This is a genomic window from Dongia soli (genome assembly GCF_034044715.1).
Taxonomy (GTDB): Bacteria; Pseudomonadota; Alphaproteobacteria; order Dongiales; family Dongiaceae; genus Dongia_B; species Dongia_B soli.
Genome location: NZ_JAXCLW010000003.1, coordinates 534,700 through 548,734 on the forward strand (window position 1 = coordinate 534,700; position 14,035 = coordinate 548,734).

A 14,035-nucleotide genomic window follows, 5' to 3' on the forward strand; every position below is an offset into this window, starting at 1 on the left:
CTGAGGTTGGCCAACCTGCCCACCCGTCTGTTCGGGCGACTACGAAGAGTAGTCGTAGACGACGCAGTTTATGCTGCACACGACATCAACGATGCGCTTCGCTATATGGCCAAGGGTGGTTGGTTCGAACGATAGAATCCGCCCTCAAGCTGCCTTCACCTCGTCTTAAGGCGCTATGCTAACCGCTCGGATGCAGCCCCGGCGCTTCCTGGCCCGTCCGGGCCACGTATTCGGTGTAGCCGCCGCTGAACTGATGAACGCCCTCGGGCGTCAGTTCCAGCACGCGGTTTGAGAGGGCGGCCAGGAAGTGGCGGTCATGGGAGACGAAGAGCATGGTGCCTTCGAATTCCGCCAGCGCCGCGACCAGCATCTCCTTGGTCGCCATGTCCAGGTGGTTGGTCGGTTCGTCGAGCACCAGGAAGTTCGGCGGGTCGAACAGCATCTTGGCCATGACCAGGCGCGCCTTCTCGCCGCCGGAGAGCACACGGCAGGGCTTTTCGACATCGTCGCCGGAGAAGCCGAAGCAACCGGCGAGGGTGCGCAGGACGCCTTGCCCGGCCTGCGGGAAGGAGGCGTCCAGCGAGTCGAAAACCGTATCCTCGCCGTCCAGCAGATCCATGGAATGCTGCGCGAAATAGCCCATCTTGACACTGGCGCCGATGGTCACCGTGCCCTGGTCGGGGCCGGTGGCCCCCGCCACCAGCTTCAGCAGCGTCGACTTCCCGGCACCATTGGCGCCCAGCACGCACCAGCGTTCCCTGCGGCGCAGCTGGAAATCGAGTCCGGCATAGATCGGCTTGCTGCCATAGCCCTTATGCACATTCCTGAGGCTCGCTACGTCCTCACCCGAACGCGGCGGTGTGCGGAATTCGAACTGAATGGACTGGCGTCGCCGGGGCGGTTCCACCCGCTCGATCTTGTCCAGCTTCTTCACGCGGCTCTGCACCTGTGCCGCATGAGAGGCGCGCGCCTTGAAGCGCTCGATGAACTTGATCTCCTTGGCGAGCATCGCTTGCTGGCGCTCATATGCCGCCTGGCGCTGCCTCTCGCCCAGCGCCCGTTGCTGATCGTAGAAATCGAGATCGCCCGAATAGGTGGTGAGCGAGCCGCCGTCGATCTCCACCACCTTGCCGATGATGCGGTTCATGAAGGCGCGGTCATGCGAGGTCATCAGCAAGGCGCCATCATAGCTTTTGAGGAAGTTCTCCAGCCAGATCAGGCTTTCGAGGTCGAGATGGTTGCTGGGCTCGTCGAGCAACATGCCATCGGGCCGCATCAGCAGGATGCGGGCGAGCGCCACGCGCATCTTCCAGCCGCCGGAGAGCAGGCCGACATCGGCATCCATGCGTTCCTGGCTGAAGCTGAGGCCCGCCAGCACTTCGCGCGCCCGGGCCTCCAGCGCATAGCCATCCAGTTCCTCGAAGCGCCCCTGCACCTCGCCATAGCGCTCGACAATGGCGTCCATGTCGCCGGCCTGGTCTGGATCGACCATCGCGGCTTCGAGCTTCGCCATTTCGGTGGCCAGCGCACTGACCGGCCCGACCCCATCCATCACCGCGGCGACCGCGCTCTGGCCGGACATCTCGCCAACATCCTGGCTGAAATAGCCGATCGTCATGCCGGGATCGATCGACACCTGGCCATCGTCGGGCCGGTCCTCGCCAGTGATCATGCGGAAAAGCGTCGTCTTGCCGGCGCCATTCGGCCCGACAAGTCCCACCTTCTCCCCTTTCTGGATGCCCATCGATGCGTCGATGAACAGGATCTGATGGCCGTTCTGCTTGCTGATGTTATCGAGACGAATCATAAAACCGCTGGTCCACTCACTTCCACGCACCTCTCCCCACTCTATATTTCAGAGCCGGTATAACGATCTGATTTTATGTGGAGCTCTTGGCCACGATAGCCAAAGTGCCCCCTAACGTGCCATAAAAAACTACCGTGCATGTTCAAGGGAATTGATCAAATTTTGACTCGATTTCGGCACCTATCGGGAGAGCGATTGCCGTTCGATAGCACAAGTATCCGAGCGGCGTAGCTGAAGCAGGCTTCAGGAAATACCGAGAGGTTTGGATGTCGAACAGCGAAGACGAGGAGATCGCGCTTTACGACGCGTTTGTCCGCGATCCTGACACACGGCTGATCGCGCCAGCATCAGACAGCGCGCCGAGCGTGGAGTTCAAGTTCGGTGGCGGCTGGCGAGAGTGCCGAATCTGGCAAGGCTACTTTGATGCCAGTCTTATCCTACTTGAGGAGGTCCTGCATCGGGCTCCACGGGCCGACAACCTAATTTTCCCGGCTTTGTTCAACCTTCGCCACGCTTTGGAAGTCGCCCTCAAATGGCACATCCGATATGCGGGCGGAACCATTCCCAAACGCGCTGGACATGACCTTGACGTGCTAATCGAAGCCTTCCGGCAAACAGCCTGCGATTTGCACGATGAGGCGAACTACATCTCAGACTACGCGTTGGAACGCATCTACGAACTTGCCTCGATTGATCCTCGTTCCGTAACGTTCAGATATTCCGCCGAGACAGACGGCTCGCTCATCGAAATCGCTCCAGAACGGTGGAACCTCCGTCGCCTTTGTTTCACGGTTGACGAACTATTGCTCTGGTTCGATGGACTGTCAGGGAAGATCGATCTAAGCCGAGACGAAGAATACCAAGCTTACCTACGTGATGGCTGACGGGAATCTGCCATTACAAATGGCGGACCGAATCGCCGCCGATGGCGGCGAGGTGCTGGCAAAGACTACCGTTGTGCTCAGCGATCCTCTATTTTCCTGCGCTATTCTCCTCCAGAGCCCCTCTCCGGTCCCCCTTATTCCCACTCAATCGTTCCCGGCGGCTTCGAGGTGTAGTCGTAGACGACGCGGTTGATGCCCTTGACCTCGTTGATGATGCGAGTGGCGACGCGGCCCAGGAAGGCGGGTTCGAAGGGATAGAAATCCGCCGTCATGCCGTCGGTCGAGGTGACGGCGCGCAAGGCGCAGACATAATCGTATGTACGGCCATCGCCCATGACGCCGACGGTCTTCACCGGCAGGAGCACGGCGAAGGCTTGCCAGATCTCGTCGTAGAGGCCGGCCTTGTCGATCGCGTCGAGATAGACGGCATCGGCCTTGCGGAGGATGTCGAGCTTTTCGCGGGTGATCTCGCCGGGGACGCGGATGGCGAGGCCCGGGCCGGGGAAGGGATGGCGGCGGATCATCTTTTCCGGCAGGCCCAGTTCGCGGCCGAGCTTGCGGACCTCATCCTTGAAGAGCTCGCGCAAAGGCTCCACCAGCTTCATGTTCATGCGTTCCGGCAGGCCGCCGACATTGTGATGGCTCTTGATCGTCACGCTGGGGCCGCCGGTGAAGGAGACGCTTTCGATCACATCGGGATAGAGCGTGCCCTGGGCCAGGAAATCGGCGCCGCCGATCTTCTTTGCCTCCTCCTCGAAGACCTGGATGAACAGGCGGCCGATGGTCTTGCGCTTCACTTCCGGATCGGTGACGCCGTCGAGCTGACCCAGGAAGAGATCGGAGGCATCGCGATGCACCAGCGGGATGTTGTAATGGTCGCGGAACAGCGCCACCACCTGTTCCGCCTCGCCCTGGCGCAGCAAACCGTGATCGACGAAGATGCAGGTGAGCTGATCGCCGATCGCCTCGTGAATGAGCACGGCGGCGACCGAGGAATCGACACCGCCGGAGAGGCCGCAGATCACGCGGCCGCTCCCGACCTGATGGCGGATCTTCGAGATCTCAGCATCGCGGAAGGCGGCCATGGTCCAGTCGCCCTTGCAGCCGCAGATCTGGTGCACGAAATTCGACAGCAGCTTCGCGCCGGCCGGGGTATGCACCACTTCGGGGTGGAACTGCACGCCATACATGCGGCGCGTGTCATTGGCGATGGCGGCGAAAGGCGCGCCGTCGCTGATCGCCACGACATGGAAGCCGTCGGGCAGGCGCACGACACGGTCGCCATGGCTCATCCAGACCTGGTCGCTGCCGCCCTTCGCCCAGACGCCGTCGAAGAGCTGGCAATCTTCGGTGATGTTGAGCTGGGCGCGGCCGAATTCGCGATGATCAGAGCCGGCGACTTCGCCGCCAAGCTGGGCGCACATCGTCTGCTGGCCATAGCAGATGCCGAGCACTGGCACCTGCATTTCCCAGACGATGTCGGGGGCGCGCGGGCCGTCGACCGTCGTCACCGAATGGGGACTGCCGGAAAGGATGACGCCTTTTGGTGCGAAATCGGCGATGCGCTGGGTATCGGTGTTGAAGGGGACGACCTCGCAATAGACGCCGGCCTCGCGCACGCGGCGGGCGATCAGCTGGGTCACCTGGGAGCCGAAATCGAGGATGAGAATGCGCTCTGTCATATCGCTTCCGTATCTCTTTATACCTTGTGGCGCCCATCCCTATCGGACGAGAGACGCGGCGCCGGTTAGGCCGTATCGGCCCTGTTTGCGGTGTTCGTAGCGCCTTCACAGGCGGCAATCAATGAATTGAGATCGTCCCAGCCATAGGCGATATCCGCCTGGCCCTCGTCCCAGCCTTCAGCAACAACCCGCCCGCCGATGCGGTCATAGAAGCCGCGAAAGGCATTGTCCTTGAAAGCCCATAATACCAATGATTTGGCGCCCGCTGCCTGGAACCGCCGGGCAAGCGCGGCGGTTAACAGCCGGCCGAGGCCTTTGCCCTGCGCCGATTGCCGGCAATGCAGGATGTAAAGCTCCGAATCGAAGCCATCCAGCGAGCCGGAAGTCATGTCATGGGGCAGGACGGGGCCGCCATAGACCATGCCTTGGACGGCAGTGCTGCTGTCACCGAGCGCTGGATCGCAGCCGACCAACACTGTGACGGCCGGATCGGCGATGCGCGCCTGCCAGTAAGCGATGCGCTTCTCGGCGCTCTTTTCCGCCAGAGCTTCCGGCGTGATGAAATGGCCATAGGCCTGGAGCCAGCCGCGTTCGTGAATCTCGGCAATGACGGGGGCATCTTCCAAAACGGCATCGCGGATCACGTAGCTGCCGCTCACGCCGCCTCCGTTCCCGCCGGCACGGCTGCGCGTCGCTGGAACACAGCGGTGAAGAAGCCATCCGTGCCGTTGCGCGCCGGTGTCAGCGACAATGTCTCGCCTGCGACCGGACAGGCCGTGCCGATCGCCTCGCCCCAGACTTGCTGCAGCGGCACGAGCTCGAAATCCGGCAGGTGTTCGGCGATCCAGGCAAGATGATGCGTGTTCTCCACCGGCAGCAGCGAACAGGTCGCATAGATCAGGCGGCCGCCCGGCTTCACCAGGCGCGCGGCACTTTCCAGGATGCGGCGCTGCAATGCCGCCAACTCATCGATATCACCGGGCTTGAGGCGCCAGCGCGCATCGGGATTTCGCCGCCAGGTGCCGGTGCCGGAACAGGGCGCATCGACCAGCACGCGGTCGAAGCTGCCGGCATGGCGCTTCACCCAGGGATCGCGTTCAGAGCTCAAGCCCCGGCGCTCGACATTGAAGACACCGGCACGGGTCAGCCGCGTCGCCGCCCGGTCCACCCGGCCCTGCAACACGTCGCAGGCGATGAGCTTGCCCTTGTTCTGCATCTGCGCCGCCAGCGCCAGGGTCTTGCCACCGGCCCCGGCGCAGAAATCGACCACCCGCATGCCGGGCTTCGGATCGGCCAACAGCGCGACCAATTGCGAGCCCTCATCCTGCACCTCGATGAGGCCGGATCTGAAACTTTCCATCGTCGCCAGCGGCGGGCGGCCCTTGACCCGCAGGCCAAGCGGCGAGAGCGCCGTCGGTGCGGCTTCGACACCGTCGCGCGCCAGAGCGGCGAGGGCCTGATCGCGCGTCGCCTTCAGCGCATTGACGCGCAAATCCGTCGCCGCTTCATCCAGCGTCGCCGACATTTCCTTTTCGAGATCGGCGCCGAAGACATCGACCAGTTGATCATTGATCCAGTCGGGATATTCCAGGCGCACAGATTGCGGCTGCTCCGGCGCATTGAGCGGCTGATCCGCCAAAGACTTCACCAAGCGCCGCTCCTGCTGGTCGAGCATCGCCGGGCGATACTGGCCGCCATCGAAACTGCCGGCGACACGGTCGGCCGACCAGCCGTCGATCAGCAGCAGCTTGGCGATCACCCGCGCCCGTTCGATCGCAGCACGATCCGCATCCGCAAACGGAATGTCGATGCGCGCCAGCCACCAGTCGAGTGCTGCACGTCGGCGCAGCACGCCATAGGCATGGTCCAGCACCTCGCGGCGATCCTTGCCGCCAATATAGCGGCGGTTGCGGAAGTAAGCCGCGGCGGCGCGATCCGCCGGGGCGGTGCCGCCATGGATCTCGCCGAGCAATTCGATCGCCGCCTGGATGCGGGCGCCGGGGGTCATGCGTCAGTTACTCCGTGACACCCGCTCACATATTCTGCCGGTAATTGGGCGCTTCGCGGGTGATCTGCACGTCGTGAACATGGCTTTCCCGCAGGCCCGCATTGGTGATGCGGACGAAGCTGCATTTGGTCTGCATATCGGCGACGGTGCCATTGCCGGTATAGCCCATGGCCGCCTTCAACCCGCCGACCAATTGATGGATCACGGTGCCGGCCGGGCCCTTATACGGAACGTGGCCTTCGACGCCTTCAGGCACCAGCTTCAGCTTGTCGGACACTTCTTCCTGAAAATAGCGGTCGGCCGAGCCGCGCGCCATGGCACCCAGCGAGCCCATGCCGCGATAGCTCTTATAGGAGCGGCCGTTATAGAGGAAGACCTCGCCCGGGCTTTCATCGGTGCCGGCCAGCAACGAGCCGACCATCACGCTATCGGCGCCGGCAGCGATCGCCTTGGCGATATCGCCGGAATATTTGATGCCGCCATCGGCGATCACCGGGACGCCGGCTTTGCGCGCCGCTTCCACGGCATCCATCACGGCGGTCAATTGCGGCACACCGACGCCGGCGACGATCCGCGTGGTGCAGATCGACCCCGGCCCGATGCCGACCTTGACCGCATCGGCCCCGGCATCGATCAGCGCCTGGGCACCGGCACCGGTGGCAATATTGCCGGCAATCACCTGGCAATCATTGCTGAGGCGCTTCACGGCGGCAACGGCATCGAGAACGCCGCGCGAATGGCCATGCGCCGTATCGACGACAATGACATCGACGCCGGCCTCCAGCAGCGCCTCGGCGCGCTTGAACCCGTCCTCGCCGACGCCGGTCGCGGCCGCGACACGTAGGCGGCCATTCTCGTCCTTGCAGGCCATCGGATAGGCCTGGGCCTTTTCCATATCCTTGACCGTGATCAAACCGATGCAGCGATAGGCATCATCGACTACCAGCAGCTTCTCGATGCGATACTGATGCAGCAGGCGACGGGCTTCGTCATGGGTGACGCCGGGCTTGACGGTGATCAGTTCCTTTTTCGTCATCAGATTGGCGACGGTCTCGGCCGGATTGCTGGCGAAACGCACATCGCGATTGGTCAGGATGCCGACCAGCTTGCCGGCGGTCGCGCCGCCCTGCCCGCGTTCCACCACCGGCACGCCGGAGATCTCGTGATGCTGCATCAGCGCCAAAGCATCGGCCAGGGTCTGGTCCGGATAGATGGTCAGCGGATTGACCACCATGCCGCTTTCATAGCGCTTCACCTTGCGCACTTCCTCGGCCTGGCGGGCGATGTCCATGTTCTTGTGGATAACGCCCATGCCGCCATGCTGCGCCATGCAGATCGCCATCTTGGCCTCGGTCACCGTGTCCATCGCCGAGGACATCAGCGGGATGTTGAGGTTGATGCGCTTGGTAAGGCGGGTGCGGGTATCGGCCTGGGCCGGCAATACCGCCGAGGCCGCCGGCTGCAACAGCACGTCGTCGAATGTGTAAGCTTCACGGATGGTCATGCCGAACCTCTAGATCTGTCGTCCCCGCCGGACCGTTCCTGAAGCGGGATGTCCCCGAAGCGCGCTTTCCATTCGGGTAAGCGAATCCACTTGCCGGGACCGTAGGTTGGCGCGCCATCATACACATCGCCGCCCCCGGCACAAGTAGAGGGAAAAGCCCGCAATCGCAGGGGTCCCATGCATTTACGCGGGGCCGGTTGCGCCCAACAACTATACGGATATTGCCGCCCGGATGCGGCCTGAAATCAGGCGGATTTGCCCCGGAATTTCAGCGCGACGACATAGATTTCAGCGGAATCCGATCGGCTGGCCGGGGGTTTGACGTGCTTTACCTCGGCAAAATCGCGCTTGAGCTGCGCGAGCAGCTCGCCGGTAGCACCACCCTGCAACACTTTTGCAATGAATGTGCCGCCGGGGGCCAAGACCTCAGCGGCGAAGTCATAGGCTGTCTCGGCCAGCGCCATGATCTTCAGGTGATCCGTGCGGGCATGGCCCGTCGCCGAAGCCGCCATGTCGGAGAGAACGACATCGGCTGGACCGTCGAGCAAGCTCTTCAGCGCATCCGGGGCTTCCGGCGCCATGAAATCCATCTCGATCAGCTGGGCGCCGGGAATGGGATCGACCGGCAGCAGATCGATGCCGACGATCTTGCCACCGCCGGATTTGAACACCTTAGCGGCCGCCACCTGGGTCCAGCCGCCCGGCGCGCAGCCGAGATCGACCACCCGAGCGCCGGCCTTGAGGAAATGAAACTTCTCATCAAGCTGCAGCAGCTTGAAGGCGGCGCGGGAGCGATAGCCTTGTTTCTGCGCTTCCGCGACATAAGGATCATTCAACTGCCGCTCCAACCAGCGGGCCGAGGAGACGCTACGCTTGGCGGCGGTCTTCACCCGCACGGTGACGCCGCGTCCGGTCGGGACCGCGAGGGTGCTCTTGCTGCCACCGCGGCCCCGCTGGCCGCCGGCGCCGGGGCGCCTGCCATTGCTCATTCTTCTATTCCTTAAATCACTATGCCGAAACCGGCAGGCTTGCCGCCGAATAGACTGGCCGATAGACGCCGTCCGGCGCCGTCCCCGTCATCAAACTCATGAGAATGCCCTCGCGCACGCCGCGATCGGCAACGCGCAACCGGCCGATCGGCCATTGCCGGCAGATTGCCGTCAGGATCGCGCAGCCGCTGACCACCAGATCGCAGCGATCGACACCGACGCAAGGCACGGTCGCACGCTCGGCGCAGCTCTGGCTAGCGAGCTGCGTGCTGATCTTTTCGACCTCGCCATAGGTCAGATAGCTACCGTCGACTAGCGTGCGGTCGTAACGCGGCAGGCCGAGCTTGATGCCGGCCAGCGTGGTGACGGTGCCCGAGGTGCCAAGGATCTGCACTTGGCCGGCGGCGATGGCGCGATGGGCGCCGACCGCCTGAGCGAAGGGGGCGAGCTGGGCCGCGACCTTGCCCACCATGCCTTCATAGAATTCCATGCGATCGAGGCCGGGTGCTGCTTCGACGCCGAATTCCTCGGTCAGCGTGACGACGCCAAGCGGCATGGAATGCCAGGCGACGATACGCGGCTGGACGCCGGCCTTCAGCGACAGCCAGCCGAGCTCGGTGCTGCCGCCGCCGATATCGAAGACGATGGCATAGGGAAAATCGCGGTTAAGTAGCGGCATGCAGCCGCTGAAGGCAAGCTGCGCCTCCTCGCCCGAGGAAATGATATCGAGATCGATCCCCGCTTCCTCGCGCACCCGCTCAACGAAGGTCGCGCAATTAACGGCGCGGCGGCAGGCTTCCGTCGCCACGGCACGGGCCAAGGTCACCCCACGGCGCTGCATCTTGGCGGCGCAGATCCGGAGCGCGTCGATGGTGCGATCCATCGCATCCGGCGCGAGCAGCCCGGTATGGGACACCCCCTCGCCCAACCGGACGATGCGGGAAAAGGCGTCGATCACCTGGAATCCGACACCGTTCTGCCGGGCGATCAGCAGCCGACAGTTATTGGTACCCAAATCCAGCGCCGCCATGACCTGTCCCGGCCGAGCGGCGCGCGCCTGTTGCCGCGCGTCAGCCCCGGCCGGGGAAAATTGATCCAGCAAACACTCAGTCTCCTCTAGCCGGCGAGGCAAGCCATTGAAATCGCGTAATAACTACGCCATCCCAAGGCGCCTGCTACCGGTCGTCGTCGGACGCCATCCTACATGGAAGATCAGGGGAGATAAAGCACGGCTGTATTGCGGTGCGGGAAGTGTCGATCGCCGAAATCGACAAAGTCGACAAAAGAGTTGAAACCGTCAGGCTCCCTCAGTACATTCCGGCGCGCGCCGCCCAAGGCGCCTGCCGATCGCGGCCCACCTTCCCGGTGGAACCCGCATCCCTGCTGGGGGATCGTCTAGCGGTAGGACTACGGACTCTGACTCCGTCAACCCTGGTTCGAATCCAGGTCCCCCAGCCAAATGGCCTCACGCTATATCCGGTCCTCCGTTATTTGATTCTGATTCGCACCGAACTTGATTCACCGACTTTAGGTCAATCAAACGTTTAGCGGCGCTTCTTGCTACTGCACTTATTCCGCTCGGAGAAAATCCAGTCGTTGTCCTGCGACGGCTTTTTGTCGCACGACAGCGAGTTCGACTTCACGCCCATCTGACAGCCCGCGGCTGTGCACTGGTGGTTCGCTATAACTTCGAGCGAACGCGGGCAGTCGGTGCGGATGGCCGGACCACTATCGTTTAGAAGAACCGACACTTGGAAGCGCGAGAACACACGCGAAAATCTTCTTGCGAGGGCGTGCTGTACGATCTTATGCGCGGCTTATCTGCTAGAGCTCGAAACTTAATATCTATTGCCAGGTTATACGTATTGAATTAGATTCAACTAATGGATGTCTTCCCTAACTCGACGCTGACGCGCTTTCCTGCCGGATTTCATGAGAATGACGAGCTTCGGTCTCAGTTCATCCGTGCCCTCCTCCTACAACGGTCGACCGAAGCGCAGGTTGAGGTTGCAGGGGCATCCGGCATTCTCAAGGTTTTGGTCAGGTTTTGGCACGATGCCCAAGCGGTTCCCTACGATGTAGCGGAATGTCTGCAAAGCTGGCTTTCCCTCCGAGACGCCGGATTTGAAATCGTGACGTTTGACGACGCTTCCGCCTCAGATTACATCGCCAAGACATTTGGCCCCCGCCATGTCGCAGCATTCGAGCGGTGCAACCACCCGGCTATGCGCAGTGATTATTTTCGACTTTGCTACGTCTTGACAGCCGGAGGCTTTTACGTCGACGCCGATGATGTAATGACCGAGGGGCTCTGGTCTACGCTCTATGAAGACGCCAGCTTAAAGCTGCAGCCGCTCTGTTACGAGATTCCGAGCGGAATCATGATACCGGTTGTGGAGATATGGGACCCGGATATCCCGACCGAGGGCCGCATCTTCTATGTGAATAACAATCCTCTAGTCGCGCCTCCTGGACATCCCATCATCCGACGAGCTCTCGAACGAGCGACGTCCGCACTCCTGAAGGGCAGTCGGCCTAAGGATATCCAGTCGACTACGGGTCCCGGAAATCTCACCGCGGCCCTGGCGGCCCACGCACGCGAACTTGCACTCGAGGGATTGCCCCGAGACTTCGAGTTGATGAGGCGCTGGGACCGTGTCGCTGAGACGAGATGGGATCTGTCGTACCGCGCTGACAAGAGGAACTGGCGTAATGTCGTCTGGAGCTAATGCACTCGGGGTTATCAGGACGTGAATCTTCGAGAGAGGCTAGGCAATCTGAACGGACAGATATTCCGTGCCGTTCTTGCCTTGCGCGATCTACTGCCACGCCAGTCGATCAAGGCATTTGGCCCGGGAAGTGAGCGAATCGAGGCGATCCTCGCAATTAACCTCGATAGTCGGCCGAACAGATGGCGTCGGCTCCAGCGTGAGCTCGATCGATTCACGGCGTGCGATGGGAAATCCCTGGCGTGTCTCGTCGACCGCTTACCGGCAATCGACGCACGGAACGGCCGAGAGACGGCACCGACCGCAGACGTCGATCCCCTTTATCTGATGGGCGATCAGCTTTTTGTGCAACCGGATCAAAGGCTGGAAGAGTGTTTCGGGCGGGACGAACCGATCCGCATGACGCGGCAGGAAGTTGCAGTGGCTCGTTCCCATGTCGAGGCCTGGAAGCGGATCGCGCGGGGACCGCACGAATACGTGCTCGTCCTTGAAGACGATGTATACTTTGCGCGCGGCGCGGCGCGTCTCATCGAGCGAGGTTGGGACGCTGCTCTCAAGGCGCAAAACGCCTCTGCAAAACCTGAACTGCTCTATTTCTCCTATCTGGACGCCGGCGGCACCGCTGAAAAGGTCCCCATCTCTGCGGAGCTTTTTAGGCCCGTCCGAGGCTTCTGGTATCTTTCCGGCTACGTCCTGTCCCGCCGCGGCGCCGAACACCTGCTCAAATCGATGCCCGTGGTAGGTCCAGTCGACCTTTGGATGAACTACCGTTTCGCCGAACTCAACGTTTTAGCACTCTCCCGACCAGTCCTTCTGCAGCGCCCCGACGGCGGGTCTGATAACTCTTACTCGATCCTGCCTTACCTTTCCCGTTCGGGCATTGTCGATGCGGGGCCGGAGCCTGTTAAGATAGGCATCGCGTCGGCGGGCCTCGTCTTTGCTTGGAACGCGCCCGGGTCGACTGACGCAATGGGCATGGCGTTGTCCATGCTTGGGTATCGTGTACGCACTTTTCTGGCCGGTCAGCCTGCATTCGAACTCGGCCACCTTCTTGAACCGGGGCAGCGAACATTTGACGCCTACGTCGATGCCAATATCGACGACACGTCGGTTGCCGAGATCGTACGAAGCAGACCCCACTCGAATTTCATCATCGTGACATCCGCTGCCGACCGGGGCGTCGCCCCAGGCCCGGAACAGGCCATCAATCCGCGTGCGCTACCACCGGACAGAACGATGATTTTGCCGAGCGACGACCTCAGTTTGAATCGCTGGGAACCGCTGTGCAGCCTGCTCGGCCTACCGATACCCAATCAGGCATTTCCTCGGGGTGCGAAGCACTCCATCGAGTTATTCCGGGCTGATGCAGCCGGACAGCGGTGCGACGTCGAGACTTCGATCACGCTGGCGCATGATGAGTCGCCGTGGGTGCTGCCGCAATCCGCCGAATGGCACGCCCGCCGCCCAGCCGCAGATACGCCGACCATCCCCCGGCCCCTAGAACGCGCTGCGTGCTCCAACCTGCCCGCTGAGTCGCCGGCGTTTCGTACGCTTACGGAAACCTTCCCAGGCAACAGGGCGGCATTCGAGCCGCGCGGGGTTGATATCGGATCCGACAGCGTGACGCTCGTGCTGCGAAGGAGCTCAGGTTTGATTCGTCCTTTGAGCTCGGGTGCCGTCGCCTCTTTGGATAGATTTACCTACGGCCACTTTGAGGCGGAGATCCGTCCGGCCCGCGGCGATGGGCTTGTCACTGGCTTCTTCCTGCATCGAGATCTTCCCAGACAAGAGATCGACGTCGAATTTCTGGGCTCCGACCCACAGAGGATGCTCGTGAATGTTTACTTCAATCCCGGAGACGACGGTGCCGCCATCTCGTATGGCTATCGTGGGACACCCTGTTTCATCGACCTGGGATTCGACTCTTCCGCCGACTTCCACATCTACACCATTCAATGGACGCCTTCCGGAATACGATGGCTCGTCGATGGCCGCATTGTTCATGAACGGCTGAATTGGGATCCGACCCCTATCCCCCACCTGCCGATGCGTCTGCACGCTAACCTATGGTCCCCACGCTCTGTCGAGTTGGCAGGGATACTGTCGGAGGATGTCTTGCCGGCGCATAGCACCTTCAGGCGTATTTCAGTGCAGCGCATCTGTGGCATTGTCGATTCTCCAGTCCTGCCGGAATGGTCCCCGATAGGGATGAAAGCGGTCCTTCACGTGGACTGAGACGCGAGTAAGTCGCGAAGCCCTCGATCTGGGCTACGTCAGAAATTGTCGGAATCGCCTTGCTTGCTTTTCAATAGCTTGGGGCCTCTCTCGTCACAACAAAATAGAACGGTTATCCGGTCATAATCGGAATCTGAAACTACTTCGTCGGAAATATTCGGAGTGCACCATTCCGGCTTTCAAGAAAGCATTCTTCT

General features: G+C 61.7%; 10 protein-coding genes and 1 tRNA gene. 4 read left to right on the forward strand and 7 right to left on the reverse strand.

Annotated elements, in window-relative coordinates:
- Positions 1 to 178: 178 nt before the first annotated feature.
- Positions 179 to 1,807 (reverse strand): ABC-F family ATP-binding cassette domain-containing protein, encoded by a 1,629-nt coding sequence (locus tag SMD27_RS14625; protein ID WP_320509138.1) that lies wholly within the window; start codon positions 1,805 to 1,807, stop codon positions 179 to 181.
- A 266-nt stretch (positions 1,808 to 2,073) separates the two neighbouring features.
- Here SMD27_RS14625 and SMD27_RS14630 point away from each other — a divergent pair, with 266 nt between their 5' ends.
- Positions 2,074 to 2,691 carry a hypothetical protein gene (locus SMD27_RS14630; protein WP_320509139.1) on the forward strand — a complete coding sequence of 206 codons (618 nt, stop codon included), beginning with the start codon at positions 2,074 to 2,076 and terminating at the stop codon, positions 2,689 to 2,691.
- Between the two features lie 134 nt (positions 2,692 to 2,825).
- On the opposite strand, the gene guaA is transcribed toward SMD27_RS14630, so the two are convergent.
- The 6 genes from guaA to SMD27_RS14660 all read right to left on the reverse strand — a co-directional run bounded on the left by guaA (position 2,826) and on the right by SMD27_RS14660 (position 9,976).
- Positions 2,826 to 4,373 carry a glutamine-hydrolyzing GMP synthase gene (guaA, locus tag SMD27_RS14635; RefSeq protein WP_320509140.1) on the reverse strand — a complete coding sequence of 516 codons (1,548 nt, stop codon included), beginning with the start codon at positions 4,371 to 4,373 and terminating at the stop codon, positions 2,826 to 2,828.
- A 65-nt stretch (positions 4,374 to 4,438) separates the two neighbouring features.
- A complete protein-coding gene (locus tag SMD27_RS14640) occupies positions 4,439 to 5,032 on the reverse strand; it encodes a GNAT family N-acetyltransferase (RefSeq protein WP_320509141.1) in 594 nt (197 codons plus the stop codon).
- Positions 5,029 to 6,381: an RsmB/NOP family class I SAM-dependent RNA methyltransferase gene (locus tag SMD27_RS14645; protein WP_320509142.1), complete on the reverse strand. Its 1,353-nt coding sequence runs from the start codon at positions 6,379 to 6,381 to the stop codon at positions 5,029 to 5,031. Before SMD27_RS14645 ends, SMD27_RS14640 begins: the two co-directional genes overlap by 4 nt.
- Positions 6,382 to 6,406: 25 nt before the next feature.
- Positions 6,407 to 7,885, reverse strand: coding sequence for an IMP dehydrogenase (guaB, locus tag SMD27_RS14650; RefSeq protein WP_320509143.1), 1,479 nt, complete (start codon positions 7,883 to 7,885; stop codon positions 6,407 to 6,409).
- Positions 7,886 to 8,130: 245 nt separating this feature from the next.
- Positions 8,131 to 8,874: an RlmE family RNA methyltransferase gene (locus SMD27_RS14655; protein WP_320509144.1), complete on the reverse strand. Its 744-nt coding sequence runs from the start codon at positions 8,872 to 8,874 to the stop codon at positions 8,131 to 8,133.
- Between the two features lie 19 nt (positions 8,875 to 8,893).
- Entirely contained in the window at positions 8,894 to 9,976 is a 1,083-nt protein-coding gene (locus tag SMD27_RS14660; protein ID WP_320509145.1) for a Ppx/GppA phosphatase family protein, read from the reverse strand.
- 282 nt (positions 9,977 to 10,258) lie between these two features.
- Between SMD27_RS14660 and SMD27_RS14665 the strand changes: the two genes are divergently transcribed.
- The 3 genes from SMD27_RS14665 (at position 10,259) to SMD27_RS14675 (ending at position 13,838) form a co-directional block, all read left to right on the forward strand.
- Positions 10,259 to 10,332, forward strand: a tRNA-Gln gene (locus tag SMD27_RS14665).
- A gap of 425 nt (positions 10,333 to 10,757) precedes the next feature.
- Positions 10,758 to 11,603 carry a glycosyltransferase family 32 protein gene (locus SMD27_RS14670; protein ID WP_320509146.1) on the forward strand — a complete coding sequence of 282 codons (846 nt, stop codon included), beginning with the start codon at positions 10,758 to 10,760 and terminating at the stop codon, positions 11,601 to 11,603.
- Positions 11,604 to 11,624: 21 nt separating this feature from the next.
- Positions 11,625 to 13,838, forward strand: coding sequence for a family 16 glycosylhydrolase (locus tag SMD27_RS14675; protein WP_320509147.1), 2,214 nt, complete (start codon positions 11,625 to 11,627; stop codon positions 13,836 to 13,838).
- Positions 13,839 to 14,035 lie beyond the last annotated feature (197 nt).

What these genes read in the sequence shown, in the direction of transcription:
- SMD27_RS14625 (WP_320509138.1), bottom strand. Translation starts at nt 1,807, where the DNA reads ATGATTCGTCTCGATAACATCAGCAAGCAGAACGGCCATCAGATCCTG.
- SMD27_RS14630 (WP_320509139.1), top strand. Translation starts at nt 2,074, where the DNA reads ATGTCGAACAGCGAAGACGAGGAGATCGCGCTTTACGACGCGTTTGTC.
- guaA (WP_320509140.1), bottom strand. Translation starts at nt 4,373, where the DNA reads ATGACAGAGCGCATTCTCATCCTCGATTTCGGCTCCCAGGTGACCCAG.
- SMD27_RS14645 (WP_320509142.1), bottom strand. Translation starts at nt 6,381, where the DNA reads ATGACCCCCGGCGCCCGCATCCAGGCGGCGATCGAATTGCTCGGCGAG.
- guaB (WP_320509143.1), bottom strand. Translation starts at nt 7,885, where the DNA reads ATGACCATCCGTGAAGCTTACACATTCGACGACGTGCTGTTGCAGCCG.
- SMD27_RS14655 (WP_320509144.1), bottom strand. Translation starts at nt 8,874, where the DNA reads ATGAGCAATGGCAGGCGCCCCGGCGCCGGCGGCCAGCGGGGCCGCGGT.
- SMD27_RS14670 (WP_320509146.1), top strand. Translation starts at nt 10,758, where the DNA reads ATGGATGTCTTCCCTAACTCGACGCTGACGCGCTTTCCTGCCGGATTT.